The organism is Streptomyces sp. NBC_01618 (genome assembly GCF_045209435.1).
In the GTDB taxonomy this organism is placed as follows: Bacteria; Actinomycetota; Actinomycetes; order Streptomycetales; family Streptomycetaceae; genus Streptomyces.
On the sequence record NZ_CP109297.1, the window covers coordinates 6,060,622 to 6,085,403 of the forward strand.

At 68.2% G+C, this 24,782-nt stretch carries 20 protein-coding genes and 1 pseudogene; 13 read left to right on the plus strand and 8 right to left on the minus strand.

Going from position 1 to position 24,782, the window contains the following annotated elements:
- Window positions 1-60: 60 nt before the first annotated feature.
- Together miaB and OH735_RS28140 are read left to right on the plus strand one after the other, a co-directional pair.
- A complete protein-coding gene (gene miaB / locus OH735_RS28135; RefSeq protein ID WP_406386774.1) occupies window positions 61-1,554 on the plus strand; it encodes a tRNA (N6-isopentenyl adenosine(37)-C2)-methylthiotransferase MiaB in 1,494 nt (497 codons plus the stop codon).
- Window positions 1,555-1,639: 85 nt separating this feature from the next.
- Window positions 1,640-2,353, plus strand: coding sequence for a class III extradiol dioxygenase subunit B-like domain-containing protein (locus OH735_RS28140; RefSeq protein ID WP_406384419.1), 714 nt, complete (start codon window positions 1,640-1,642; stop codon window positions 2,351-2,353).
- A 94-nt stretch (window positions 2,354-2,447) separates the two neighbouring features.
- Here the strand turns inward: OH735_RS28140 and OH735_RS28145 are convergent, their stop codons facing one another.
- Window positions 2,448-2,708, minus strand: coding sequence for an antitoxin (locus OH735_RS28145; protein WP_406384421.1), 261 nt, complete (start codon window positions 2,706-2,708; stop codon window positions 2,448-2,450).
- Between the two features lie 272 nt (window positions 2,709-2,980).
- On the opposite strand from OH735_RS28145, the gene miaA reads away from it, so the two are divergent.
- Window positions 2,981-3,919, plus strand: a complete 939-nt coding sequence (gene miaA / locus OH735_RS28150) for a tRNA (adenosine(37)-N6)-dimethylallyltransferase MiaA (RefSeq protein ID WP_406384422.1) — start codon at window positions 2,981-2,983, stop codon at window positions 3,917-3,919.
- A 745-nt stretch (window positions 3,920-4,664) separates the two neighbouring features.
- Complete coding sequence (locus tag OH735_RS28155) at window positions 4,665-5,639, plus strand: DUF6602 domain-containing protein (RefSeq protein WP_406384423.1); 975 nt, start codon at window positions 4,665-4,667, stop codon at window positions 5,637-5,639.
- A 35-nt stretch (window positions 5,640-5,674) separates the two neighbouring features.
- On the opposite strand, the gene OH735_RS28160 is transcribed toward OH735_RS28155, so the two are convergent.
- The 3 genes and pseudogenes from OH735_RS28160 to OH735_RS28170 form a co-directional block, all read right to left on the minus strand.
- Window positions 5,675-6,049 (minus strand): hypothetical protein, encoded by a 375-nt coding sequence (locus tag OH735_RS28160; RefSeq protein ID WP_406384424.1) that lies wholly within the window; start codon window positions 6,047-6,049, stop codon window positions 5,675-5,677.
- A gap of 96 nt (window positions 6,050-6,145) precedes the next feature.
- Window positions 6,146-6,509: pseudogene (locus OH735_RS28165) on the minus strand (transposase); the annotation flags it as partial.
- Between the two features lie 1,252 nt (window positions 6,510-7,761).
- The gene (locus OH735_RS28170) at window positions 7,762-7,926 is read right to left on the minus strand and encodes a hypothetical protein (RefSeq protein ID WP_406384425.1); all 165 of its coding nucleotides are present in this window, start codon (window positions 7,924-7,926) and stop codon (window positions 7,762-7,764) included.
- A 166-nt stretch (window positions 7,927-8,092) separates the two neighbouring features.
- Here OH735_RS28170 and OH735_RS28175 point away from each other — a divergent pair, with 166 nt between their 5' ends.
- From OH735_RS28175 to OH735_RS28190, 4 genes are all read left to right on the plus strand, one after another.
- The gene (locus OH735_RS28175; RefSeq protein ID WP_406384426.1) at window positions 8,093-8,368 is read left to right on the plus strand and encodes a hypothetical protein; all 276 of its coding nucleotides are present in this window, start codon (window positions 8,093-8,095) and stop codon (window positions 8,366-8,368) included.
- A complete protein-coding gene (locus OH735_RS28180) occupies window positions 8,365-8,790 on the plus strand; it encodes an IS3 family transposase (RefSeq protein ID WP_406384427.1) in 426 nt (141 codons plus the stop codon). The genes OH735_RS28175 and OH735_RS28180 overlap by 4 nt, the downstream gene beginning before the upstream one ends.
- Window positions 8,791-8,874: 84 nt before the next feature.
- Window positions 8,875-9,096, plus strand: a complete 222-nt coding sequence (locus tag OH735_RS28185; protein ID WP_406386776.1) for an integrase core domain-containing protein — start codon at window positions 8,875-8,877, stop codon at window positions 9,094-9,096.
- Window positions 9,097-9,417: 321 nt separating this feature from the next.
- Window positions 9,418-13,785, plus strand: a complete 4,368-nt coding sequence (locus OH735_RS28190) for a S8 family serine peptidase (protein ID WP_406384428.1) — start codon at window positions 9,418-9,420, stop codon at window positions 13,783-13,785.
- A 51-nt stretch (window positions 13,786-13,836) separates the two neighbouring features.
- On the opposite strand, the gene OH735_RS28195 is transcribed toward OH735_RS28190, so the two are convergent.
- The 3 genes from OH735_RS28195 to OH735_RS28205 form a co-directional block, all read right to left on the minus strand.
- Window positions 13,837-14,847 carry a hypothetical protein gene (locus OH735_RS28195; protein ID WP_406384429.1) on the minus strand — a complete coding sequence of 337 codons (1,011 nt, stop codon included), beginning with the start codon at window positions 14,845-14,847 and terminating at the stop codon, window positions 13,837-13,839.
- Between the two features lie 101 nt (window positions 14,848-14,948).
- Window positions 14,949-15,191 carry a hypothetical protein gene (locus tag OH735_RS28200; protein WP_406384430.1) on the minus strand — a complete coding sequence of 81 codons (243 nt, stop codon included), beginning with the start codon at window positions 15,189-15,191 and terminating at the stop codon, window positions 14,949-14,951.
- An 80-nt stretch (window positions 15,192-15,271) separates the two neighbouring features.
- On the minus strand, window positions 15,272-15,805 hold the full coding sequence (locus tag OH735_RS28205) for a hypothetical protein (protein ID WP_406384432.1): 534 nt from the start codon (window positions 15,803-15,805) through the stop codon (window positions 15,272-15,274).
- Between the two features lie 250 nt (window positions 15,806-16,055).
- On the opposite strand from OH735_RS28205, the gene OH735_RS28210 reads away from it, so the two are divergent.
- The 5 genes from OH735_RS28210 (at window position 16,056) to hflX (ending at window position 23,138) form a co-directional block, all read left to right on the plus strand.
- A complete protein-coding gene (locus OH735_RS28210) occupies window positions 16,056-16,493 on the plus strand; it encodes a hypothetical protein (RefSeq protein WP_406386777.1) in 438 nt (145 codons plus the stop codon).
- Window positions 16,494-16,665: 172 nt separating this feature from the next.
- Window positions 16,666-17,538 (plus strand): diaminopimelate epimerase, encoded by an 873-nt coding sequence (gene dapF / locus OH735_RS28215; protein ID WP_406384433.1) that lies wholly within the window; start codon window positions 16,666-16,668, stop codon window positions 17,536-17,538.
- A gap of 223 nt (window positions 17,539-17,761) precedes the next feature.
- Window positions 17,762-19,912: a RelA/SpoT family protein gene (locus OH735_RS28220; protein WP_406384434.1), complete on the plus strand. Its 2,151-nt coding sequence runs from the start codon at window positions 17,762-17,764 to the stop codon at window positions 19,910-19,912.
- A 108-nt stretch (window positions 19,913-20,020) separates the two neighbouring features.
- Window positions 20,021-21,475 (plus strand): M1 family metallopeptidase, encoded by a 1,455-nt coding sequence (locus OH735_RS28225; protein ID WP_406384435.1) that lies wholly within the window; start codon window positions 20,021-20,023, stop codon window positions 21,473-21,475.
- 142 nt (window positions 21,476-21,617) lie between these two features.
- Window positions 21,618-23,138, plus strand: coding sequence for a GTPase HflX (hflX, locus tag OH735_RS28230; protein WP_406384436.1), 1,521 nt, complete (start codon window positions 21,618-21,620; stop codon window positions 23,136-23,138).
- 399 nt (window positions 23,139-23,537) lie between these two features.
- Here hflX and OH735_RS28235 read toward each other — a convergent pair whose 3' ends face one another.
- Window positions 23,538-24,758, minus strand: coding sequence for a trypsin-like serine peptidase (locus tag OH735_RS28235; protein ID WP_406384437.1), 1,221 nt, complete (start codon window positions 24,756-24,758; stop codon window positions 23,538-23,540).
- Between the last annotated feature and the right edge of the window lie 24 nt (window positions 24,759-24,782).

Below are 24,782 nucleotides of genomic sequence, written 5' to 3' on the forward strand. Positions count from 1 at the left end.
CGGCCCGGCCGGAGCCCTTACCCTGGACGGGTGAGCGGCAACGACGTGGCTGGTGGAGTAGTGGACGGTTTGAAAACGTACGAGGTGCGCACCTACGGGTGCCAGATGAACGTCCACGACTCGGAGCGGCTGTCCGGGCTGCTGGAGGACGCGGGTTACGTACGTGCCGCGGAGGGCTGCGACGGCGACGCCGACGTCGTCGTCTTCAACACCTGCGCGGTCCGGGAGAACGCCGACAACAAGCTCTACGGCAACCTCGGCCGGCTCGCCCCGATGAAGACCAAGCGCCCCGGCATGCAGATCGCCGTCGGCGGCTGCCTGGCGCAGAAGGACCGCGACACCATCGTCCAGCGGGCCCCCTGGGTGGATGTCGTCTTCGGTACGCACAACATCGGCAAGCTGCCCGTGCTGCTGGAGCGCGCCCGCGTCCAGGAAGAGGCGCAGATCGAGATCGCCGAATCCCTGGAGGCCTTCCCCTCCACGCTCCCCACCCGTCGCGAGTCCGCCTACGCGGCGTGGGTCTCCATCTCCGTCGGCTGCAACAACACCTGCACCTTCTGCATCGTCCCGGCGCTCCGCGGCAAGGAGAAGGACCGCCGCACCGGCGACATCCTCGCCGAGATCGAGGCCCTGGTCGCCGAGGGCGTCTCGGAGATCACCCTGCTCGGCCAGAACGTGAACGCGTACGGTGCCGACATCGGCGACCGCGAGGCCTTCTCCAAGCTGCTGCGCGCCTGCGGGAGGATCGAGGGCCTGGAGCGGGTCCGCTTCACCTCGCCGCACCCCCGCGACTTCACGGACGACGTGATCGCGGCCATGGCCGAGACGCCCAACGTGATGCCTCAGCTGCACATGCCGCTGCAGTCGGGCTCGGACACCGTCCTCAAGGCGATGCGGCGTTCGTACCGGCAGGAGCGCTTCCTCGGCATCATCGAGAAGGTGCGCGCCGCGATGCCGGACGCCGCCATCTCCACCGACATCATCGTGGGCTTCCCCGGCGAGACCGAGGAGGACTTCGAGCAGACGATGCACACGGTCCGCGAGGCGCGCTTCGCCAACGCCTTCACCTTCCAGTACTCCAAGCGCCCCGGAACCCCGGCGGCCGAGATGGCGGGGCAGATCCCCAAGGAGGTCGTCCAGGAGCGGTACATGCGCCTGTCCGCCCTCCAGGAGGAGATCTCCTGGGAGGAGAACAAGAAGCAGGTCGGCCGGACGCTGGAGATCATGGTCGCGGAGGGCGAGGGCCGCAAGGACGGCGCCACCCACCGCCTCTCCGGCCGCGCCCCCGACAACCGCCTGGTCCACTTCACCAAGCCGGACGAGAACGTGCGTCCCGGCGATGTGGTCACCGTCGAGATCAGCTACGCAGCCCCGCACCACCTGCTCGCCGAGGGCGCCCCGCTGGGCGTACGGCGGACCAGGGCCGGGGACGCGTGGGAGAAGCGCACCACCACCGAGGCCGCCAAGCCGGCCGGAGTGATGCTGGGCCTGCCCGGTATCGGCGCCCCGGCGCCCCTGCCGGCCGCGGCGGCCCCCGGCTGCGGCTGCGACTGACACCGGCGGAGGGAACGGGCCGCGGCGGCAGGACGGGCGCCTGCGGGAGACGGGCGCGTCGCGCTCAACCAGTACGCTGCCCACCATGCTTGTCGCCGCCGCTGTCTGCCCCTGTCCGCCCCTGCTGGTACCCGAGGTCGCCGCCGGTGCCGCGCCCGAGCTCGACGCGCTGCGGGACGCCTGCGCCGACGCCCTCGGCGTGCTCGCCGCGGCCCGGCCCGATGTGCTGCTGGTGATCGGGCCCGCGGACCTCGCGGGCCGAGGGCCGCACCCCGAGGGGGCCACCGGCTCCTTCAAGGGCTTCGGAGTCGACCTCGACGTACGGCTCGGGCGCGACCTCGGAACCGTGGCGGACCGCCCCCTTCCGCCGTCCCTGGCCGTCGGTGCCTGGCTGCTCGCCCGTGCGCAATGGGCCGAGGCGCCGGTCGCAGGTCTCGGTGTGGGGGAGCCGCTCGAAACCGACCGCTGTACGAGTACGGGACAGGACCTGGCAGCCAGGGCGGAACGGGTGGCGCTGCTGGTGATGGGCGACGGCAGTGCCTGTCGCACGGTCAAGGCCCCGGGCTATCTGGACGACCGCGCCGAGGCGTTCGACGCGGCGGCCGCTCACGCGCTGGGCACCGCCGATCCCGGCGCGCTGATCGCGCTCGACGAATTGCTGGCGTACGAGCTGAAAGCGGCGGGCCGGGCACCCTGGCAGGTGCTTGCGGGGGCGGGCGAGGGAGCGGGCCTGCGCGGACAGCTGCTGTACGAGAACGCCCCGTACGGCGTGGGCTACCTGGTCGCCACCTGGTCCTGACCGCCCGCCCGGACTCGAATCCGGGCGGATACGGACGACGGCCGTGCAGCGTCGTCGCTCCACGGCCGTCCGTCGGACTTGATTCGGTTCGTGTTCACGAGGCGGGCGGCGTGCCGCCTTCGTCGTTCTTGGCGCCACCCTCGTCGTGCTTGTGGGACAGGCGCTCGACCACGTCCTTGGCCTTCTTCGTGCCGGACTCGATCTTGTCGCTGTACTTGCCCTTGGTCTTTTGGTCGACGGTCCGTGCGGCCTTGTCGAGCCCCTGGTCGATCTTGCCCCCGTGCTGATGCGCGAGGTCGCCGACCTTTTCCTTGGCGGGGCTCAGCTTGGCCTTCAAATTGTCCAGGAAGCCCATCGGGCACCTTCCCTGCTGGGGGACTTGGTCGGGCGTCCTCCTGCGGCCTCGCTGCCGGCCGCCTCGTAGGGCAGCCCTGGGGGCGAACGGCAAACCGTGAGATAACGCCCGTATTCACTTACGAATTCTACTGGTACCGCCGGAGATCCGCGCCGTCCGGAGCGGAGACGGGGCGGGGGTGGAGCAGAAGCGGGAAGGCCGGACGACCCCCGTTCGCGGCCGGTCACGTCACTCATTCGAGAAGAGGCCCGGAGGTTTGCGAGACTGGGGCGGTGAGAAGTTCAGCTCCCGCACCGCGGGTCATCACCGTCGTCGGTCCCACTGCAGCCGGAAAGTCCGATCTGGGGGTATTTCTTGCTCAGCAGCTCGACGGCGAAGTGGTCAACGCCGACTCCATGCAGCTCTACCGGGGGATGGATATCGGCACCGCGAAGCTGACGCTCTCCGAGCGCGGAAACGTTCCGCATCACCTGCTGGACATCTGGGACGTCACCGAGACCGCCAGCGTCGCCGAGTACCAGCGGCTGGCCCGGGCGGAGATCGACCGGCTGCTCGCCGCGGGCCGCACCCCCATCCTGGTCGGCGGTTCCGGGCTCTACGTGAAGGGCGCCATCGACGCCCTGGAGTTCCCCGGCACGGACCCGGACGTCAGGGCCCGGCTGGAGGAGGAACTGGTCGACGGCGGCTCCGGGGCCCTGCACGCCCGGCTCGCCGCCGCCGACCCCGAAGCGGGCCGGGCCATCCTGCCGAGCAACGGCCGCCGCATCGTCAGGGCCCTCGAAGTCATCGAGATCACCGGCAAGCCCTTCACCGCAAACCTCCCCGGTAACGATGCGGTGTACGACACCGTCCAGATCGGCGTCGACGTGGCCCGCCCCGAACTCGACGAACGGATCGCCCTGCGAGTCGACCGGATGTGGGCTGCCGGACTCGTGGACGAGGTGCGCGCCCTGGAGGCGCATGGCCTGCGCGAGGGACGAACCGCGTCCAGGGCGCTCGGCTACCAGCAGGTGCTGGCCGCACTGGCCCAGGAGTGCACCGAGGACGAGGCACGCGCCGAGACCATTCGCGCCACCAAGCGATTCGCGCGCCGCCAGGACTCATGGTTTCGCCGCGACCCGCGGGTCCACTGGCTCAATGGCGCCGCGGAGCACCGCGGGGAACTCCCGCAGCAGGCGCTGGCGTTGGTCGAACGAGCGGTTACAGCCTGATCGCATGACCAGGAGAACGACGTGTAGCTGGAACCTTCAGTGCTGCATCGACGCAGCTCAGAGAGAGTCCTGGGTTGCGGGGCTTTATCAGGCTTCGACAATCTGGAGCAGCCCTTGCGGATGGGTGCTGACCTCTTGCTGACTTTTCTGATGGGCAATCAGTTGGGCGGGGTTGGCTGCGGGTGGGGTCCTGGACATAGCTGTGCGATCTGACTGTGACTCTCAGCCCTGGGTTGTGGCGGTGCATTAACGATGGTGCGCGGGATCGCCGGTTTGGCTAACCGGGGATCCCGCGCTATGTTGCCCCGCTCTGAGGTATGGGTGGTCAGCCTATGCGGCTGGCGGCGGGGGCCGGCCATGGCGCTGGTGAAGTGCACAGACCCTCGCGCGATGGGGCCCCGCGTGTGAAGGCCGGCGGAGCGTTCGGAGGGGAGCAGCCCACGGGCGCTGCGATCGTCAGGGCACGTCGCCTTCCCAGACCCAGGGGCCGTCGGGGCGGCTGAAGGTCGGCCCGTAGGAGGCTCGTCCGCTGGCGTCGTGCATACGACCAGGTCGCATGTCGTCAGTCCATCACGTACCAACTCGTTAGGGTTGGTGTCAGCCCGCGCCGATATGGCGTGCGTGGGTCAGGCCCGCTACACGAGGGTCCCCATGGGTAGTACCGCCGGGGCCGACCGTCTTGTATGGGGGAGGGCCGGAACCACTTGAAGGAACAGCGAGCCGAGATGACGTTAGGGGGCACTTCGTGGGCACTCACGACCTGGAAGACTTCTTCGAACAGACCGCAGCCCGGTTGGCGTCCGAGTATCAGCGCATCCGCAAGCGAAACGACGACCACGGAACGTCCGGCGATGAGGGTGAGGCCAACTGGGCTCGCGTTGTGCTGGAACACTGGCTTCCCGAGGGCTATCGCGTCGTGACCAAGGGGCGAATCCTGAGCGCCAAGCATCGTGGAGGGGACCCGCACGGCTCGCCCGAGATCAGTCCGCAGATCGACGTTTTGATCCTCTCGCCCTACTACCCGAAGTTCCTGGTTGACAGCGAGGTGAAGACCTACCTTGCCGACGGCGTGGTAGCGGCCTTCGAGTGCAAGAACACTCTGAAGGCCAAGCATCTAGCCGAGGCTGCACGCACAGCCGCCATCGTGCGGAGGATCACGGCGCCGAGGACCGGGACTCCATATCGAGAGCTGTTCGGTACGCCTATCTACGGCGTCCTGGCGCATTCGCACGACTGGAAGGAGGAGAATTCCGACCCGATTCGCAACGTGGAGAATGCCCTGTACAAGGGCATCCAAGGGCTGGGTCACCCGCGGGAGATGCTGGATATGGTGTGCGTGGCGGACCTTGGCACCTGGTTGCCCGTGAAGGTGCCGTGGGTAACCCGCGAGGCGCGGAGAGGCGACTGGAGCCAGATCGATGAACACATAAAGATTCCTGCGGCTTATGCGCTGACACATATGCTTCGGCAGACGAGGGCAACGCCTCTAATGGCCTTCATGACCGGCCTCATGCGACGCCTGGCGTGGGAGGAGCCGAGACTGCTGCCGATCGCCAACTATTTTCATGAGGTGGCCCCACTCGGCGGTAACGGGTCGGGGAGGCTTTGGGGGGAAGAGATCTACAGCGAGGGCGTCCGGAAGGTAATTACCGGTCCCAGTTGGATAGTTGACGACAGGCGCTGGCGTACCGGCGATGAGTGGGCACGGATCATATTCTAGAGGACTAACTGATCGTTTCAGAATGGGGCGGACGGTCAGTCGTCGTCGAGCCGCTGAAGGACCTGCGTGAAGTCACCACAATCGAGCAGACCGGTCAGCACGTGCGTGATGTTGTCGATGCCTGGGTCTCGGACGATGAGGCCGTCAGAGCACCAGAAGTAGCGGCCGTTCAGGGACTCACCGGTTCGGGAGTCTTTTTCCATGAGGCGTTCGACCTCAGCAAGTGTGAAGACGGTCGCGCTCCAGCGTGACTCGTCCGCTGTCAGCCGGACCTCGACGTCGACGTTGCAGACGGCGTCCAGGGGCTCGTTCGCGCTGGGCAGGAATGATGCCTGGAACCGTTCTGTTCGGACGCGATACCAGGGAGCGTCCCATCCCTGCTCAGCGGCTTCGGTCCCGTTGCTGGTCATGCGGGGAGTGTGTCGAGCTGGCCCGGAGGGCTCAACCGGATTCTCTGGCAGGCTTCAGCAGCGTTCAGCAGCGTGACCAAGAACCTTGTTCCCGACGCACAGGATCCGCTGCGGTGAGGTGTGAGCGTTTGGCCGCAGCCAGCAGGTGAGGTCGGCGGCCAGGACCAGCCGGCCGTCCGCCGCCCGCGGCAGAGGCACCGCGGCCAGGGCCCGTCGCAGTCGGGCCACATCGACCCGGCCTGCTGACAGGGCGTCGTAGAGCCCGCCGTGCCCGCGACGGGGTTCACCGACCAGCGACAGTTCCACCAGCGACCGGACCGGACCGTCCGCGCGCAACACCGCGTCGGCGAGTTCGAACAGCGCGTCCGCACGCCTGGTCAGACAAGAGTAGAACTCACCCCGGAAGCGTGACAGTCCCGCAAACGGATTCTGCCGGACGGACGTGATGCGACAGACTCATCCCCACGGCCTTCGTGCTGAGCTTGTGTGTTCCTTGGTCGGATCACATGCTCAGCCGAAGGCCCCCCGCATGTACGGCAGTTACCACTCCGAGTGATCAAGTATGAGGAACCGTTCGGACCTCGGGTTCGGCGGCAAGCTGACCAGCTGGGGCGTCATCAGGCTGTTGCGGGCACTCGACCTCAGCCTCGACACCAGCGGCACGCAGCCGGTGGGCGAGATGAGTCATCTCGGGCATCGTCCCTGCGAACATTCCAGCCCGGATCTGCTGGAGCGTCCTCTTCGTCCGGGCCAGATCTCCGCCAAGTTCTGTGCGAAGCACCTTCATCACGAGGACCGGACTGGCGAGAGGATCACTGAGTATGAGCCGTGCCTCGCCGTGCTCGGCCAGGAGACGCCGGCGCAGGTCGTCTGGTACGGAGCTTCCTCTTGGCCCGCACTCGTGCAAAGCGTCGCCGCAGCCGGAGCAGTGGTAGCCGATGTCCCATTCAAGGCTCTGCCCAACCAACGCCTGTATGCCGACGCACTCCAGCTCCGAGCCGCAGCCCGAACACTGTGCCGGGTACCTGACAGACGCGATCAGCACGACTTGTCCCATCCACTGGCACGACCCTGACGACCCTGACGACCCAGACTCCCGGCCCTGAGGTTAAAGGGCAAGCTAGCTGCCACCTCGACGCCAACGCTGATCTCTGGGCGCCTCTGCGGTCAAAAATGCGAACTAGAGTTCGATTCTAGGTCCGAGCACCCTTGCACGCATTCCCGTGGTCAGGCACGCTGGCACCGAAGACTGTTGAGGCGTGACCTGCAGAGGCATGGTTCGAGGAGGCGAGGAGGTGCTATGGAGACGATGAGCCCGCAGGGGGCATTGCTGACTCTGTGCATTTCCCGCCTACCGGGAGAGTCACTGCCCAGGCATGCTTGGGCAGCGGAAGTGCTCGTCGAACAACTTTGGGCCTGCTCTGTTGAGGCTGGCCTCGAAGAATGGCGACCGCTACTGGCTCCAATGACCCTTGTCCGCCGGGGCGACCAGCGTCGCGGCGGAGGGTGTGAACACCTGCTGCGTGGAGCGGTGCAGCCGGTACTCGACGATGTCCTGGCCCGCGCCGCCGGACTTGTTCGAGTACGCGGACCAGCTCAGCTCGGGGCCGGTGTCGTGGACGACCGTCGGCGAGCTCAGTGCGGAGCCGATCTTGCGGTAGGCGATCGTGAGCCGCGGGAAGCCGGCCGTCTCGTCGCCGTACGTGGAGCCGTCACCGGCCTCGTAGCGGGGGCCGCCGGTGTCGTCCTCTGGCCTGGAGCACGAAGCCGTGGTTGACGGCGGTGCCCGAGAGCCACTTCTGGACGGTGTCGGTCACGGGGGACTTGTGCCAGGCGTTGTACTCACCGGTGTTCTTGACGATCTGGGCTGGGTTCACCAGCCCAGATCGAGTCGGCGATGTCGCGCGTGGTGGACGATCCGGTGTCGCCCAGGACGACCTTGCCCGCGTGGCCCCGGGCGAAGTAGTACTGCGTGCTGTTGACGGTCTTCCACGCCGCGGTGGTACCGGTCTGGTTGACCGTGCCGGTCGCGGTGCCGTCGCGGTGACTGATCGTGTACGGGGCCGCGGTCGCAGCGTCGGACGCGGGCGGGAAGTGCGCCTCGACCCGGTAGGACGCGGTCTCGGGGATCTGGGGCTGACCGAGACCGCGGTGCGGGACTGGGTCAAGCAGACCAGGGTCGACGCGGGCGAGCGCAACGGGCTGACCAGCAGTGAGCGCGAGGAACTGGCCGCGTTGCGGCGGGAGAACCGCCGACTGCGCGAGGAATTCGACATCCTCAAGCGGGTCACAGCTTCCTTCGCGAAGGAGACCCGGTGACGGTGCACCCGTTCATCGAGGCGGAGAAGCAGGCAGGTCACAGCGTCAAACGGGCGTGTGAGCTGATGAAGGTCCCCCGGACCGCCTTCTGTGCCCGTCGCTCCGGCCTGCCCGGCCCCCGTGCAGTGTGGGATACCGAGCTGACCAAGCAGATTGTCGAGGTCCATGCGAAATCACGCGAAACCTACCGGGCCCCGCGCGTGCATGCCGTGCTCAAGTGCGAGGGTGCCGGATGCGGCCGCCGTCGTGTCGCACGACTGATGCAGGCCGCCGGCCTGCAGGGCCGGCACCGCAGACGACGGCATTTGACCACGATTCCTGATCCCAGGGCTGCCTTCCGTCCCGACCTGATCGTCCGGGACTTCCAGCCCGACCGCATCGGGCTCGATACCCGCTGCTCGTCCCACAACACGCCTATCTGATCAGGGCTGTTGTAACGACTGGTTGAACCCGGGCAATACGCCATCCAGCAATTCGCCGCCCTGGCAGCCCAGTTCGGGGTCCGGCTGTCGGTCGGCCGCACCGGCCAGTGCTGGGACAACGCGCTCGCAGAGTCGTTCTTCTCGACCATCAAACGCGAACTGCTCGGCACCTCCGCCTGGCCCAGCCGGGCCGCCGCCCGCACCGCGATCCTCGATTTCATCGAAGGCTGGTACAACGTGCACCGACTGCACAGCAGCCTCGGCTACTTCAGCCCCGCCGAGTACGAGACCGCACTCGCAGCCTGACCACCACACCAATGGTGTCCGTCAAAGCGGAGGAAGCTCACTACTTGCTCGCTGCCGTGTGGCTGGTGCGGAACACCCGCAGCGTCTTCGGCCTGATTCCCGACGTCATCGGCGGACTCTTCTCGAGCTAGTCGTTTGAGTTCCTCCTGTCCTGGGCCATCTTCACCGCCGTCCTGCTCGTCTTGCATTCCCGGGTCGTGGCGGAATGCCGCCATGTCACACGTCCGCCGGGCACTGGTCATTGCTGCGTGCCTGTTCCAACTGCGAGGTTTCCAGGACGGGCCCGCGACCGAGCCCGGCAACGGAACCCGAAGGAGCGATATGAGACGACGGCGACCCCGCTCACTCATCATCATCGGCACCGCAGTGATGGCCGCCGCGGCCCTCGGCATCGGGCAACCGACCATCGCCGCCGCGGCACCGGACGGTCCAGGTACCGACGGTCCGGCGACCAGTGGCCCTCGGGTGCCCTTTTCCGCGACGTCGCCCGCTGACAGCGATCCGTATCAGCCACCCACGGACGACAAGGGTTTCCAGCCGCTGGACGCCACGGCGCCCGCCGGCCGGAGTTCGGAGAAGCTCGGCGCCCACGACACCCAGGTGCTGCAGCAGGCGCAGGCCACCAAGGCCAAGACCGTGACGGTGATGCTGCTCGCGAACTCCGGCAACACCAAGGAGGTGTCCGCCGCCGTCGCCAAAGCCGGCGGGACAGTTGGCAAGATCCAGCCGGAGATCGGCTACGTCCGGGCCACCGTCCCGACCGGCAAGGTACAGAGCTTGGCTGCGCTCCCGGTGGTGAAGGCCATCGATCTCGACAAGACCTACCGCGTGCCGAGCCCGCAGCTGGGCAACGCCGTCAGCCCGGTCGATGCCAAGGCCGGCGCCGCTCACCCGGCGGCGCCGAACGCGACCACCCCTGCCGACAATCCGTACCTGCCGGTCAACGACATCGGGGCCACCGATTTTGTTGCGGCAAACCATAAGTGGGACGGACGCGGCATCACCGTCGGGGTGCTCGACACCGGCGTCGACCTCGATCACGCAGCCCTTCAGAAGACCAGCGACGGTCGGCCGAAGGTGGTCGACTGGGTGACGGCCACCGATCCGGTGACGGATGGCGACGGAACCTGGGTGCAGATGAGCAAGGCGGTGACGGGTCCCCGGTTCGACTACGCCGGGGCCACCTGGACGGCCCCGGAAGGAAAGTTCCAACTCGGCCTGTTCTACGAGATGACCACCACCCAGAGCGATTTCGGTGGCGACCTCAACAACAACCGCAGTACCAACGACCGGTTCGGCGTGCTGTACGACCCGCAGACCCACCGGGTGTGGGTGGACTCCGACGGCGACCACGACTTCACCGATACGCCGGCGATGTTGCCCTACGGCCAGCAACGGCAGATCGGCCATTTCGGCACCGAGGATCCGCAGACCGCTGTCACCGAACGGATTCCGTTCGTCGTGGACTACCGCGACAACGTCGACCTGTCGCCACTGGGCGGCAGCAACGTCGGCAAGGTGATGAACTATGTGAACATCGGGTTGCCGTCGGGGTCGCACGGCTCGCACGTCGCCGGGATCATCGCCGGCACATCTCTGCTCGGCGGCGCGATGCACGGTGTGGCTCCCGGCGCGCAGATCGTCTCGTCCCGGGCCTGCACCTGGGGCGGCGGCTGCACCGAGGCGGCCCTCACCGAAGGGATGATCGACCTGGTCGTCAATCGCGGCGTCGACGTGGTGAACCTCTCGATCGGCGGGTTGCCGGCGCTCAACGACGGATCCGACGTGATATCCCAGCTGTACAACAAGCTGACCAGCCGCTTCGGCGTGCAGATCGTGGTGGCGGCCGGTAACGAGGGCGCGGGCACCAACACCGTCGGCTCCCCGTCCGTCTCCTCCTCGGTGCTGGCTGTTGCAGCGTCGGTGAGCAAGGAAACCTGGTGGGCCAACTACGGTTCCGCGGTCGATGCACCGCAAGGTCTGTTCGGGTTCTCCTCGCACGGCCCGTCCGAGGACGGTGCGCTCGCACCCGCGGTCAGCGCCCCGGGAGCGGCGATCTCCTCGATCCCCGGCTGGCTGGAAGGACAGGCCGTGCCGGAGGCGGGCTACTCCCTGCCGGTCGGCTACGGCATGATGAATGGCACCTCGATGGCAGCACCTCAGGTGACGGGGGCCGCGGCCCTGCTGCTGTCGGCGGCGAAGTCCCGGAACGTCGAAGCCGGTCCGACGGCGCTCCGCTCCGTGCTCACCGGAACGGCGACGCCGATCGACGGTGTGCCGACCACCGCCCAGGGTGCCGGACTGGTCAACATTCCGGCAGCCTGGAAGAAGCTTTCGAAGGGCGTGCAGACCAACAACTTCGACGTGTCCGCCCCGGTGTGCACGGCGCTGTCAGGCAATCTGGCCACGCCGAACAGGGGTGCCGGGATCTACAACCGGTGCCTGCCCGGGTCGGGTGGCCAGCCGGTCGGGACCGACAAGTCGTACCGGGTGACGGTGACCAGGACCAACGGGAAGGCAGGGCACACCACGAGCCGGATCGGCTGGGTCGGCAACGACGGCACGTTCCGGGCACCGAAGACCCTGTCGTCGCCTCTCGGCGCCTCGAACACGGTGACGGTGACCGCCACTCCGAAGACGACTGGCGTGCACAGCGCGATCATGACCATCGACGATCCGACCACGGCCGGCATCGACCGGTTCGTAGCGGTGACCGTGTTGGCGGCGGAACCGCTGAGCGGCCCGACGTATCAGGTCAGCAGGGCCGGAACCGTGGGCCGCACCGGAACGAACTCGTTCCTGGTTGCGGTGCCGGAAGGTGTCGAGGCCCTGCAACTGAACCTGGCGGGACAGGCCGAGGGCAGCCAGATGCGAGTCCTGCCCATCGATCCCGACGGGATCCCGGCCGACTCCAACGCCAGCGATCATTGCTACACCGGCTACCCCGACCCGGCCGGATGTGATCCGAAATCCAGGGCCGTGCTGCGACCGAAGGCGGGCATCTGGGAGTTCGTGGTCGAAGCGCGACGGACCTCGAGCGTTGCTGACAATCCCTTTACCGCAACGGTCGCCCTGCAGGGAATGTCGTTCGCGCCGGACGTGACGACCCTGCAGTCGGCCACCGTGCACCAGAAGGAGTCGGTCCAGTTCACCGGGACGAACACCTGGGGCACGGCGAAGCTCCACGCCACTGACGGTGAGCTCGGGTTCGTCAGGAACCTGTTCTCCACCGTCGCCAACGGACAGCTCACGGCGAATCGTGTCGACGTGCCGCGGCAGTCGACGCGACTGGACGTGGCGTTGACGTCCCGCACCGACGATGCCGATCTCGACATGTACATCGTCGGTGCCCGCGGCATCGCGGGCACCAGCATGAACATCGGGCCCGGTGTCGAGCGGATCGTCCTGGATGATCCGGCGCCCGGCACCTACTTCGTGGTGGTGACCGGCGCCGACGTCCCATCAGGGCCGGCGACCTTCGACTATCACGAGGAGATGTTCTCCCGCGGTATCGGCACCATAGCTGCCAAGTCCGACGAAGCGTCCCTGCTGAGGCCGGGGCAGTCGATGCCGGTGGCCGCCGACATCGACCTGAGCGCGGTCACCCAGACGACCGAGCCCGTCATCGGCCGGGTCCGAGTCGCGAACTCCGACGGCACGGTCGTGGGTGCTGCGAAGGTCCGGATCAACAGCGTTGTCGCGCCGAAGATGGAGGCGGTGAAGTGGGAAAAGCCTTTCGTCGGCGCGAAACTCACCAACAACGGCATGGTCGCCGGCGATCGGCAGGTCAACGCGAAGATGACGCCAACCACCTGGACCAAGGACGCAGGTTTCACCGACTTGAACCTCGGCACGGGGGCGTACGGCTCAGCGCTGGACATGAACGAGCGGCAGGAAGCGGCCGGGATGCTCCACTACAAGGATGGGAGCGACCGTCCAGCAACGTGGGCAGCCGACGGCAATGTGACCGATCTCGGGCTGCCGGAGTGGCGGGAGAAGGCGTACAGCAGCGGATATGCCACCGGCATTAGCGACGGAGGCACCGTCGTCGGGTTCGCGAGCCTTGAGTATCGGGATGAGAACAGTCAGGGACACACCTACGTTGACCCGTTCAGCTGGACCAAGACCGGCGGATTCACCAAACTGGCTCAGCTGTCGGCCAACACCACGGAAACCCAGCCGAGGGCGATCAACGCCCAAGGGGTTGCGGTCGGGTCGTCGCTCACCACCGAAGGTGCGCAACGGGCCGTCAGCTGGAATACCTCGACCGGCAGGATCACGAATCTCGGTACCCTTTCGGGGCAGTCCAATTCGGTGGCCCTCGGGGTCAACGCGGCCGGCTCGGTGGTCGGCGCCAGCGGGGATGACGCGTTCGTCTGGACGCCGTCGGCCGGCATGAAACGCCTGCCGGACTACGGATTCAACGCCACGGCGGAGAAGATCACCACCGACGGCTGGATCCTCGGTACCGTGGAACTGCAGCCCGATTTCGAGGTCGCGGCACTGTGGGATCCGCAAGGCCGGCTGTGGGATCTGTCGTCGATGATTCCCGGCAATGACTGGTTCCTGCCGACCTATTCCTTTGGCATCAACGACCAGCACGATCTGATGATCTACGGCGAGGGCGGACCCAACGGCTCGTCGTCGAGCACCGTTCTGCTGCACATTCCGGATCTGATCGCCAAATAGATCCGAATAGCTCTTCTGCACCAACCGCGACCGTGGCCGGCCCGAGGCGACTCAGAGCCAGCCACGGTCGCGTGCGTACCAGCCGAGAAGGATCCGGGAGTCGGTGCCGGCCATGTCCATCAGATGCCGGACCCGACGCTGAACTGTCCGCAGCCCGACGCCGAGCCGGGTCGCCACCACCCCGTCCGTGTGCCCGGCGAGCAACAAGGCCAACACCTTCCGGTCCATGGGATCGCCCAGGGCGTCCTCGGACGCCGGATACGGCTCGATCCGCCGTCCCGGAGCCTCCCGCAGCTGGATCGAACGCTCCCACAACGACTCGAACAGCGTCGTCAGGGACGTGAGCAGACCGCCGGGCCGCACCACCACCACGACATCGTGGGACGGACCGCCTTCGTCGAGTTGCACCAGGGCCATCGAATCGTCGGCGATCAGCAACTTGCTCGGCAGCGTCTCGGCCAGTCGGATCTGCTGGCCGCGGTCCAGGGACGCCAGTAGATCCTGCTCGGTCTCCGGTTCATCGAGCAGCGACCGCTCGATGATCACCCGCTCGGCCAACCCGCGGACGGCCAACTCCTTCTCCGAGTCGGTTTCCGCGACACCGACCACTCCGAACGGCGGTTTGGCGAACAACCGCAGCTCTCGTTCGGTGGCGCGCATCAGATGATTGATCCAGCCGCCGATGTTCGCGCGTCCGTGGATCACCTCGAGGCCGCGGAACTCTTCCTGGTGACGGATCGACCGATGATGATCGGCGAGTTCGTCCAGCGCCGCGCGGGCCATTCTGGCGTCCCTCTCGCTCTTGGCGACCAGGTCGCCAAGAGTCAGCAAAGGGGAAACCGCGGTGAGCGTGCCGCCGCTGGCGTCGACCAAGCCACGCGAGATGAGTGTCTCGATGGACGCGGTGACGGATTCGACGGTCAGCCCGGTGGCCTCGACGAGTTCATCCGGTTGGATCGCCAGCTGCGCGACGATCGCCCGGTACACAGATTCCGGGGCATCCGTAAGACCGACGCCGGACAACGACCCGGGTGGGATCTGTACGGCGGGGTCGGTATCCATGATGCTCGACAGTATCGCCCGGGGCTGCCGGACTGTTCCACTGTGGCGCTGCTGCCTTTCTTGATGCCGTGGCCTGACGTTCGCCAAATACTCGACCACGTTCAGACGGCCAAGCCGGGCAGTTGCATGTCCACCTGGTCGAGGAAGGCTTCGTCTCTGAACGCCCGGGTGTCCGGCAGCGCAATCGCGTGCTCGACGCGATTGGTCGAGAGGGCGGTTCCGCGGGACACCCCGTGAGCTTCGCGATGACGGTGCCATGCCGCGGCGTAGGCCTCGCGAAGGGGCTGGGGGAGTGTCTGGAACCACGCGGCGCGTTGGATGCTACGAGTGACGATCTCGTCCATGCTGAGGCCGTCGAGCCACGCGTCATGTCGCCGTGCCTCGTCTATGCCCGCCGAGACACGGCGACTGGCCCAGCGCGCTTTCAACTGCTCCTGATCAGCAACGGTCTGCTAGAGAACATCGAGGCGTACACGGTTCTCCGGTGGGCCTGTTCACGCCGGGGAAGTCCGTCCCACCGGGCCTTCTCCTTCGCCCGTTGCGCCTTGATCGATGCCGCCCGCACGACTGACCAGTCGCCGGCGGTAGACGATCGGAACTCGGCTCGCTCTGCCTCGATCGCCGTGGACAGCGCCGAGTAGGCCGCCGCAGCCTGCTCGGCATGGTTCTCTACAACGTCGGCCGCCGCCGACCACCGCCCCGTGGCATCGCAACAGGCCAGCCGCCGCCAGACGGCGATCGCTTCGACTCCGATCTGCCGCAGGCAGGCCTCGACGGCCGTGTGGAGCTCGGTCAGGCGCTCGATGGCGGCGTCCTGGGTGGGGAAGCCGGACTCCTCGGCCTGCTTGCCCCGGGTGTTGCGGAAGCGGATCGTGTAGAGGTGCGGGCAGCTCGACGGCCTGCGGCACTCGCAGGGCTTGAAGAAGCTCCCCATACCCCGCGCAAGCTTGTTCGACATGATTGAGATGGTCCTTCTTCGGGCCGGTCGCGACCGGTCAATCCGGTGCTGACCTGCGGCTATTGCTGACCTCTTGCTGATTCGCTGACCAGCAGCACGCGTCTGACCTGCATAAACCCTAAAGCGGGGCTATAACAGCCTGATCACGTGATGGCATCGGGAAGCCCTGCCCGTCATTTCCGCGACCGGGAGCGTGCCATCATCGAGCATCGATCGACCAGTGGAGTCCGAGTTGGGAGGGCGCGTGGCGATGGAGGCCGGCCCTCGCGACACAGAACAAGACGCACCGGACGCGCTGCACGACGCAGGAAGCTTGAGCCCCGACGGGCCCGATGAGCTCGAAACGACCCCCGAGGTCGAGGTCGAGCTGCGGCCCGCGCGGCGTCTGCGCATCTGGCAGCTCGCACCGATCGTCATGCTCGCCGCCCTGGGATCGCTGATGTTCGCGTTCCCGCTGGCGTTCGAGTTCGGCGACGGCGGTGCGGTCGTCGCCATGCTGGGCCTGCTGATCAGCTGCTGCGCCGCGGGCTGGGGCATGATGGCCGCCCGCCGCGTGGGATACACCTGGCCCGGGCTGCCGCAGAAGGGCTCGGGCGAGCGATCCGACTGGCGCGTGATCGCCCTGTACGTCGCCGTGTGCGCCGCACTGGTCGCCCTGGCCATCTGGCGCGTGGCCCGGCTCCGCTGACGGACGCTGCGGCACCGCCGACCGGCGCCGTGGCACCGGCCGACTGGCGCTGCCGCTCCGCCGGTGCGACGCCCGGCCGCTGTCCGGCGCCCCGTCGCCCGGCCTTTCCCCTCCTGCCCCGTCGCACGGCCCGGTTTCGGCGGCTGTCGGTGCCGCCTCGTACAGTTGCCCTGTGAGCACCTCGCAGATCGCCTTCCTCAAGGGTCACGGCACCGAGAACGACTTCGTGATCGTTCCCGACCCGGACAACGCCGTCGACCTGCCCGCGCCTGTCGTCGCCCGCCTGTGCGACCGCCGGGCCGGTATCGGTGGTGACGGGCTGCTGCATGTCGTACGGTCCGCCGCGCACCCGGAGGCACGGGCCATGGCGGACGAGGCCGAGTGGTTCATGGACTACCGCAACGCCGACGGCTCGATCGCCGAGATGTGCGGCAACGGCGTACGGGTCTTCGCCCGCTATCTGCAGCGTGCCGGGCACGTCGAGGAGGGCGACCTCGCCGTCGCGACGCGCGGTGGTGTGAAGAAGGTGCACATCGCCAAGGGCGGCGACATCACGGTCTCCATGGGGCGCGCGCTGCTCCCCGAGGACGGCGTCTCGGTCAGCGTGGACGGCCGCGACTGGGACGCCCGCAATGTGAACATGGGCAATCCGCACGCGGTCGTCTTCGTCGACGACCTGGCGCACGCCGGTGATCTGCGCTCCGTACCGCCGTACAGCCCCGCGGCCGTCTACCCCGACGGCGTGAACATCGAGTTCGTCGTGGACCGCGGCCCGCGCCACGTCGCCATGCGGGTCCATGAGCGCGGCTCGGGCGAGACCCGCTCCTGCGGTACGGGCGCCTGCGCCGTGGCCGTCGCCGCGGCCCGCAGAGACGGCGTCGACCCCGCGGAGACCGGCACTCCGGTCACGTACACGGTCGATCTGCTCGGCGGCACCCTCGCGATCACCGAGCGACCCGACGGCGAGATCGAGATGACCGGAGCCGCCGTGATCGTCGCCGACGGCACGATCGACCCGGCCTGGCTCGAAACGTTCAGCGGCTAAGGTCTGCCGGGGCGCGCGAGCCCGGCGTGATCCAGAACCCGGCGTGATCCAGAACCCGGCGTGATCCAAACGAGAGGCCCCGGAGCTTCGCTCGAATGGGTGATCCGTTTCACGCTGAGCGAGAGCCGGACTCCGCCACGTGGTGGGCTCGGTAGCATCAAGCACCGGCCCGGAGGCGCGACCGCACCTTCCCACTGCCGGTCGACGTCGCCGGAGGTGCCCCATGAGCGCAGAGGCCACCGACCCAGGTGCTCCCATCCGCAGACGGGGCCGTCCCCGGATCGATTTCCGCAGGCTCGGCCGCGTCGCGCTGCTCGGCCCCGTCTCCCGCGACCGGCTGCCCGACGCGATCGGCCATGTCGCCGAGGCCCACCGGGCCCACCACCCGGATGCCGACCTCTCCGTCCTGCACCGGGCCTACGTACTCGCGGAGTCCTCGCACCGCGGGCAGATGCGCAAGAGCGGCGAGCCGTACATCACGCACCCCCTCGCCGTCACGCTGATCCTTGCCGAGCTCGGCGCCGAGACCACGACACTCACCGCCTCGCTGCTCCACGACACCGTCGAGGACACCGAGGTGACTCTCGATCAGGTGAGGGAGGAGTTCGGCAAAGAGGTCTGCTACCTCGTCGACGGCGTCACCAAACTCGAAAAGGTCGACTACGGAGCAGCGGCCGAACCCGAGACCTTCCGCAAGATGCTGGTCGCCACCGGGGACGACGTCCGGGTGATGTCGATCAAGCTCGCCGACCGGCTGCACAACATGCGTACCCTCGGCGTGATGCGTCCTGAGAAACAGGTCAGGATCGCCAAGGTCACCAGGGACGTGTTGATCCCGCTGGCCGAACGGCTCGGAGTGCAGGCGCTCAAGACCGAGCTGGAGGACCTCGTCTTCGCGATCCTCCACCCCGAGGAGTACGAACACACCCGCGCGCTGATCGCCGCCGCGTCGGCCCAGCCGGACGCCTCCGGCGCCCGGGACCCGCTCGCAGCCATCGCCGAGAACGTCGGGACGGTGCTGCGGGAGGCCGGCATTCCGGCAGAAGTCCTCATCAGGCCGCGCCACTACGTCTCCGTGCACCGGGTCAGGATCAAACGCGGCGAACTGCGCGGCACCGACTTCGGCCGGCTGCTCGTCCTCGTCGGCGAGGACGCCGACTGCTACGCCGTGCTCGGCGAACTGCACACCTGCTTCACCCCGGTGATCTCCGAGTTCAAGGACTTCATCGCCGCCCCCAAGTTCAACCTGTACCAGTCACTGCACACTGCGGTCGTGGGCTCCGACGGGGCGGTCGCCGAAGTCCTCATCCGTACGCACCGGATGCACAAGGTCGCCGAGGCCGGCGTCATCGCCCTCGGCAATCCGTACGCCGCCGACAGCGGCTCCGGGCCCCAGACCGCCGAACCCGCGGACGGAGAGCGCGCCGACCCGACCCGCCCCGGCTGGCTCTCCAGGCTCCTCTCGTGGCAGCAGTCCGCCCCGGACTCCGACACCTTCTGGACCACGCTCCGCGCCGACCTCGCCCAGGACCGGGAGATCACGGTCTTCCACACCGACGGCGGCACGCTAGGCCTGCCCGCCGGGGCCAGCTGTGTCGACGCCGCCTACGCGCAGTACGGGGACGAGGCACACAGCTGCATCGGCGCCCGGGTCAACGGCCGGCTCGCCACCCTCGGCACCGTCCTGAGCGATGGCGACACCGTGCAGCTGCTGCTCGCCGAGGACGTCGGGTCCGGCCCCTCGCCCGACTGGCTCGACCACGCCCGCACCCCCGGCGCCCGCATCGCCATCACCGGCTGGTTCGACGCCCATCCCGAGGAGGCCCCGAGTCCGCACAGCAGCAGGCCCGCGACGCCCAGGCCGCCCGGACCACAGCCCCAGGCGACCGCCGACCCCGGCGGCGACAGGGCCGAGGCCCGCACCGCCAACGCCATGGTGGACCGGCCGGACGCCACCGTACGTCTCGCGGGCTGCTGCACCCCAGTACCCCCCGACGCCGTCACCGGTTTCGTTGTGCGCGGCGGCGCCGTCACCGTGCACCGGCTGGAATGCCCCGCGGTCTCCCGGATGCAGTCCGTCGGCCGGGTGCCGGTCCCGGTGACCTGGGGCGACGCGGCAGGATGCCGGGTCACCCTGGTCGCCGAGTCCTTCGGCCGGCCCCGGCTGCTCGCCGACCTCACCGAGGCGATCGCGGCAGCGGACGCGGCGATCATCTCCGCCACCGTCGAACCACCCAGCGAACAGCGCGTCCGGCACACCTACACCTTGCAGCTCCCCGACGCCGCCGGACTGCCGGCGCTGATGCGCGCGATGCGTGAGGTACCCGGGGTGTACGACGTGAGCCGCGCCCAGCACCCGACAGCCACCGTCTGACTCCCCGTCCGGCTGCGCCGCGCAGCTCCATCTGCCGCGTTGATCTCGTTCGAGTGGCGCGGCGCGCGCCGCACCTGCCCGGGTGGGAGTCGCTGGTAGCGGTAGTTCATGCCGTTCATCTCCCGCCGTCTGCGGGCCGCTCTGCTGGCCACCGCATCGGCCGCCCTCGTTGCCGCCGCCCTCCCCTCACCCGTGCCGCTCGGCATCGGCGATCCACTCTTCCCGCACCTCGGCAATCCCGGGTACGACGTCCTCTCCTACGACATCGGACTGACCTACCACGGCAACAACAGCAAGCCGCTGGACGCCGTCACCACGATCGACGCGCGGACCACCGAACCGCTGGACCGGATCAACCTCGACTTCACCCGGGGCACGGTCCGTACGGTCGAAATCAACGGTCTGCGCGCCGACTTCGCCGTGGCGGACGAGGACCTGGTCATCCAGCCGCCCGGCCGGCTCCCGGCCGGAGTGCCGCTGCACATCACCGTCCGGCACACCAGCGACCCGCGCGGCGACCGGGACAGCGGCGGCTGGCTGCGCACCGCCGACGGACTGGCCATGGCGAATCAGGCCGATGCCGCACACCGGGTCTTCCCGAGCAATGACCACCCCGCCGACAAGGCCATGTTCACCTTCCGGATCACCGCGCCCAAGGACCTCACGGTGGTCGCCAACGGCCTGCCCGCGGGCACGGTCCGGCACGGCACCGACACCACCTGGACCTACCGGACCGAACACCCCATGGCCACCGAACTGGCCCAGGTCACCATCGGCCGTTCCACCGTCCTGCGACGCACCGGGCCGCACGGACTGCCGGTGCGCGACGTGGTACCGAGCGCCGACCGCAAGCGGCTGGAACCCTGGCTGGCCAAGACACCCGCTCAGCTGGAATGGATGGAAAAGCAGGTCGGCCGCTACCCCTTCGAGACATACGGACTGCTGGTCGCCGCCACTGACACGGGCTTCGAGCTGGAGACCCAGACGCTCTCGCTATTCGAACGGTCCCTGTTCACCCAGACCGCCTACCCCGAGTGGTACGTCGAGTCGATCATGGTGCACGAGCTCGCCCACCAATGGTTCGGCGACAGTGTTTCCCCGCACGCCTGGTCCGATCTGTGGCTCAACGAGGGACACGCCACCTGGTACGAGGCCCGCTACGCCGAGGAGCACGCCGGCAAGGCACTGGAAGGCCGCATGCGCGAGGCGTACACCAAGTCCGACGGCTGGCGCGCCGCGGGCGGCCCGCCGGCCCGCCCCGACATTCCGGCGCCCGGACAGAAGCTCAGCCTGTTCCGGCCGGTGGTGTACGACGGCAGCGCACTTGTCCTTTACGCGCTGCGCCAGGAGGTCGGCGCGAGCGCGTTCGACCGCCTGGAGCGGACGTGGGTGAAGAAGCACCGCGACTCGAACGCCGCCACCGCGGACTTCGTCCGGCTGGCGTCACAGACCGCAGGCCGCGACCTGACCACGTTCTTCGACGGCTGGCTGTACGGCGCGAAGACCCCGCCGATGCCGGGGCACCCGGACTGGCACAGCGCCAAGCCCGCCGGACAGCGGTAAACCCGAGTGACGGGCCCCGCGGACCATGCCACTATCGTCGGGTCGCCGCGGCGGCCCGACCTGGATTTCCGACAGCGGGAATCATCGGGAGAGGTCACGCGTTGTGACTGATGTAACGGAATTCCATCGACGTAAGGATCCAATGACCTCCTCTTCTTCCCTTCCCCAGGACGCGCAGGAAGCGCAGAGCGCTACGGAGAATGTCACCGAGAGCCTCACCGAGAGCCTTCGGGCCGACGCCCTGATGGAAGAGGACGTCGCCTGGAGCCACGAGATCGACGGAGAGCGGGACGGCGAGCAGTTCGACCGTTCGGAGCGAGCAGCGCTGCGGCGTGTGGCGGGACTCTCCACCGAGCTCGAGGACGTCACCGAGGTCGAGTACCGGCAACTGCGCCTGGAGCGTGTGGTGCTGGTCGGCGTCTGGACCTCGGGGACCGTGCAGGACGCGGAGAATTCCCTCGCGGAGCTCGCCGCACTCGCGGAGACGGCGGGCGCTCTGGTGCTAGACGCCGTCTTCCAGCGCCGCGACAAGCCCGACCCGGCCACCTACATCGGCTCGGGCAAGGCGCTGGAGCTGCGCGACATTGTCCTCGAATCAGGGGCCGACACCGTTGTGTGTGACGGTGAGCTCAGCCCCGGCCAGCTGATCCACCTGGAAGACGTCGTCAAGGTCAAGGTGGTCGACCGGACCGCCCTGATCCTCGACATCTTCGCTCAGCACGCCAAGTCCCGGGAGGGCAAGGCGCAGGTTTCGCTGGCACAGATGCAGTACATGCTGCCGCGACTGCGCGGCTGGGGACAGTCGCTCTCCCGTCAGATGGGCGGCGGCGGTTCCAGCGGTGGTGGCGGTATGGCCACCCGTGGTCCCGGTGAGACCAAGATCGAAACGGACCGGCGCCGGATCCGCGAGAAGATGGCGAAGATGCGCCGGGAGATCGCGGAGATGAAGACCGGCCGCGACATCAAGCGCCAGGAACGCAAGCGCAATAAGGTGCCGTCGGTCGCGATCGCCGGCTACACCAACGCGGGCAAGTCCTCGCTGCTCAACCGGCTGACCGGTGCGGGTGTCCTCGTGGAGAACGCCCTGTTCGCCACCCTGGACCCGACCGTGCGCCGGGCCGAGACGCCGAGCGGCCGGATCTACACCCTGGCCGACACCGTCGGGTTCGTACGGCATCTGCCGCACCACCTCGTCGAGGCGTTCCGCTCCACCATGGAGGAGGTCGGCGAGTCCGACCTGATCCTGCACGTGGTGGACGGCTCGCACCCGGTGCCGGAGGAGCAGCTCGCCGCGGTGCGCGAGGTGATCCGCGACGTGGGCGCGGTGGACGTGCCCGAGGTCGTGGTGATCAACAAGGCGGATGCGGCCGATCCGCTGGTGCTGCAGCGGCTGCTGCGCATCGAGAAGCACGCGATCGCCGTCTCGGCGCGTACCGGCGCCGGTATCGACGAGTTGCTCGCCCTCATCGATGCGGAACTGCCCCGGCCCTCGGTCGAGATCGAGGCGCTCGTGCCGTACACCCAGGGTGGACTCGTCTCCCGGGTGCACGCCGAGGGCGAGGTGATCTCCGAGGAACACACGTCGGAGGGCACCCTGCTCAAGGCCCGGGTCCATGAGGAACTGGCGGCCGAGCTCTCCTCGTTCGTCCCCGTGGCGCACTGACGGCAAGCGCGGTACGGCTCAGTACGGACCGATGGCCCGCTCCCCTTGTCGGGAGCGGGCCGTCGGTCGTTCGGCCGTCGGTCGTTCGGCCATCAGTCGTGCCGGCTCAGGGCGTTCGGCCGTGCAGGCTCGGAACTTCAAGGACGCCGGTGGAGCTGTTACCGGCCGGCGAACTACGGCCCAGTCGAAATTGCCATGAACTCGGCACTCAAAAGGCGGCGACGGGACCAACGGCCACAGCGGATGGAGGCCCACCCTATGACGGCGCGGTCCGTGCTCCGCGCCACGTGGGCGCCGCCCACCCGGAGCACCGGAAGGGCCCCCGGCGGGCAACTGCCGCGCAATGGGCCCCGATGGACCGTCACCGTCAACCGGACCGGTCCGGTTGGCGGTCCGTCGTCACTGTCCCGCGTACTTCTTGCTCACCGATTCGTAGACGCCCCTGGCTTCCTTGCCGAACCGAGGCCCGGCCAGCCAGCCGGCCGTCACCGGGCCGATGGAGGTGTTCGAGACCAACGCGGGCTTGCCGTCCCGGCCTGCCGCGACCCAGCCACCACCGGAGGCACCACCGGTCATGGTGCAGCCGATGCGGTACATCGTGGGGTCCTGCGCGGTCAGCGAGAGCCGACCCGGCTTGTCGGCGCACTGGAACGCCTTCTGACCGTCGTACGGCGCAGCGGCCGGGAAGCCGGTGGCCGTCATGTCGGCGATCTCCGGCACGGCCGGGGCGTTGAAGTCGACGGGCAGCGCGGAGCCGACCGTCTCCTCCAGGGACTTGCCCGTCGAGCCCTTCTCCGGCGTGACGTGCAGCACCGCGAAGTCGTACGGGGCGCCCTGCCCGCCGACCGAGGAGCCCTGCGAGATCCACTGGTCGGACGTCTGCGCCCACTGACCCCACCACACACCGTAGGGCGCGATCTCCTGCTTGGTCGCCTTCTTCAGCTCGGCGGTCGACAGACCGCTGTTGTTGTACGACGGCACGAAGGCGATGTTGCGGTACCAGCCGCCCTTCTTGCCCGCGTGCACACAGTGCCCGGCGGTCCACACCAGGTTGGACTTCCCGGGGTGCGCCGGGTCCTTCACCACGGTCGCGGAGCAGACCATGGAACCCTCGGGGCTGTCGAACAGCAGCTTCCCGGACTCCGCGGCGTTGGCGTGGTACGGCGTCCGGACGCCGGTGGCCTGGACCGGAGCGGGCGTCGGGTCCGTCACGCCCACATCGCCCGAGATGTCATTGTCGACCGGCTTCTCCGGCGACTTGTCGGCATCCCGCATCCGGTCCGGGTCCCAGAGGCCCTCGATGATCGGATTGACGAAGTCCTTGGCCTCGCGCAGCCACTTGTCCCTGTCCCAGTTCTTCCACTCGCCGTTCTTCCACTGGTCGAGATCGATCCCGTGTTCCTTGAGCCGGTCCTTCAGGTCGTCCGGAATGGTGATCTTGCCGTCCGAGGACTGGCCGGCCGGGCTGCTGGGCTTGTTGCCGGCATTGTCCTCGTCGGGCCCGCAGGCGGTGGCGGTGAGTACGAGGACCGCGGCGACCGCGGCCACGGCGAGCGCCGAGGAACGCGTGCGGCCCGCGCTTCCCCGACGGGTGGTGGGAACTGGTCGAATGAGTCGCATGTGGTGATCCCCCTGGGACTTCGT

What these genes read in the sequence shown, in the direction of transcription:
- OH735_RS28140 (WP_406384419.1), top strand. Translation starts at nt 1,640, where the DNA reads ATGCTTGTCGCCGCCGCTGTCTGCCCCTGTCCGCCCCTGCTGGTACCC.
- OH735_RS28145 (WP_406384421.1), bottom strand. Translation starts at nt 2,708, where the DNA reads ATGGGCTTCCTGGACAATTTGAAGGCCAAGCTGAGCCCCGCCAAGGAA.
- OH735_RS28160 (WP_406384424.1), bottom strand. Translation starts at nt 6,049, where the DNA reads ATGACCAGCAACGGGACCGAAGCCGCTGAGCAGGGATGGGACGCTCCC.
- OH735_RS28190 (WP_406384428.1), top strand. Translation starts at nt 9,418, where the DNA reads ATGAGACGACGGCGACCCCGCTCACTCATCATCATCGGCACCGCAGTG.
- OH735_RS28195 (WP_406384429.1), bottom strand. Translation starts at nt 14,847, where the DNA reads ATGGATACCGACCCCGCCGTACAGATCCCACCCGGGTCGTTGTCCGGC.
- OH735_RS28200 (WP_406384430.1), bottom strand. Translation starts at nt 15,191, where the DNA reads ATGGACGAGATCGTCACTCGTAGCATCCAACGCGCCGCGTGGTTCCAG.
- OH735_RS28205 (WP_406384432.1), bottom strand. Translation starts at nt 15,805, where the DNA reads ATGTCGAACAAGCTTGCGCGGGGTATGGGGAGCTTCTTCAAGCCCTGC.
- OH735_RS28210 (WP_406386777.1), top strand. Translation starts at nt 16,056, where the DNA reads ATGGAGGCCGGCCCTCGCGACACAGAACAAGACGCACCGGACGCGCTG.
- OH735_RS28220 (WP_406384434.1), top strand. Translation starts at nt 17,762, where the DNA reads ATGAGCGCAGAGGCCACCGACCCAGGTGCTCCCATCCGCAGACGGGGC.
- OH735_RS28225 (WP_406384435.1), top strand. Translation starts at nt 20,021, where the DNA reads ATGCCGTTCATCTCCCGCCGTCTGCGGGCCGCTCTGCTGGCCACCGCA.
- hflX (WP_406384436.1), top strand. Translation starts at nt 21,618, where the DNA reads ATGACCTCCTCTTCTTCCCTTCCCCAGGACGCGCAGGAAGCGCAGAGC.
- OH735_RS28235 (WP_406384437.1), bottom strand. Translation starts at nt 24,758, where the DNA reads ATGCGACTCATTCGACCAGTTCCCACCACCCGTCGGGGAAGCGCGGGC.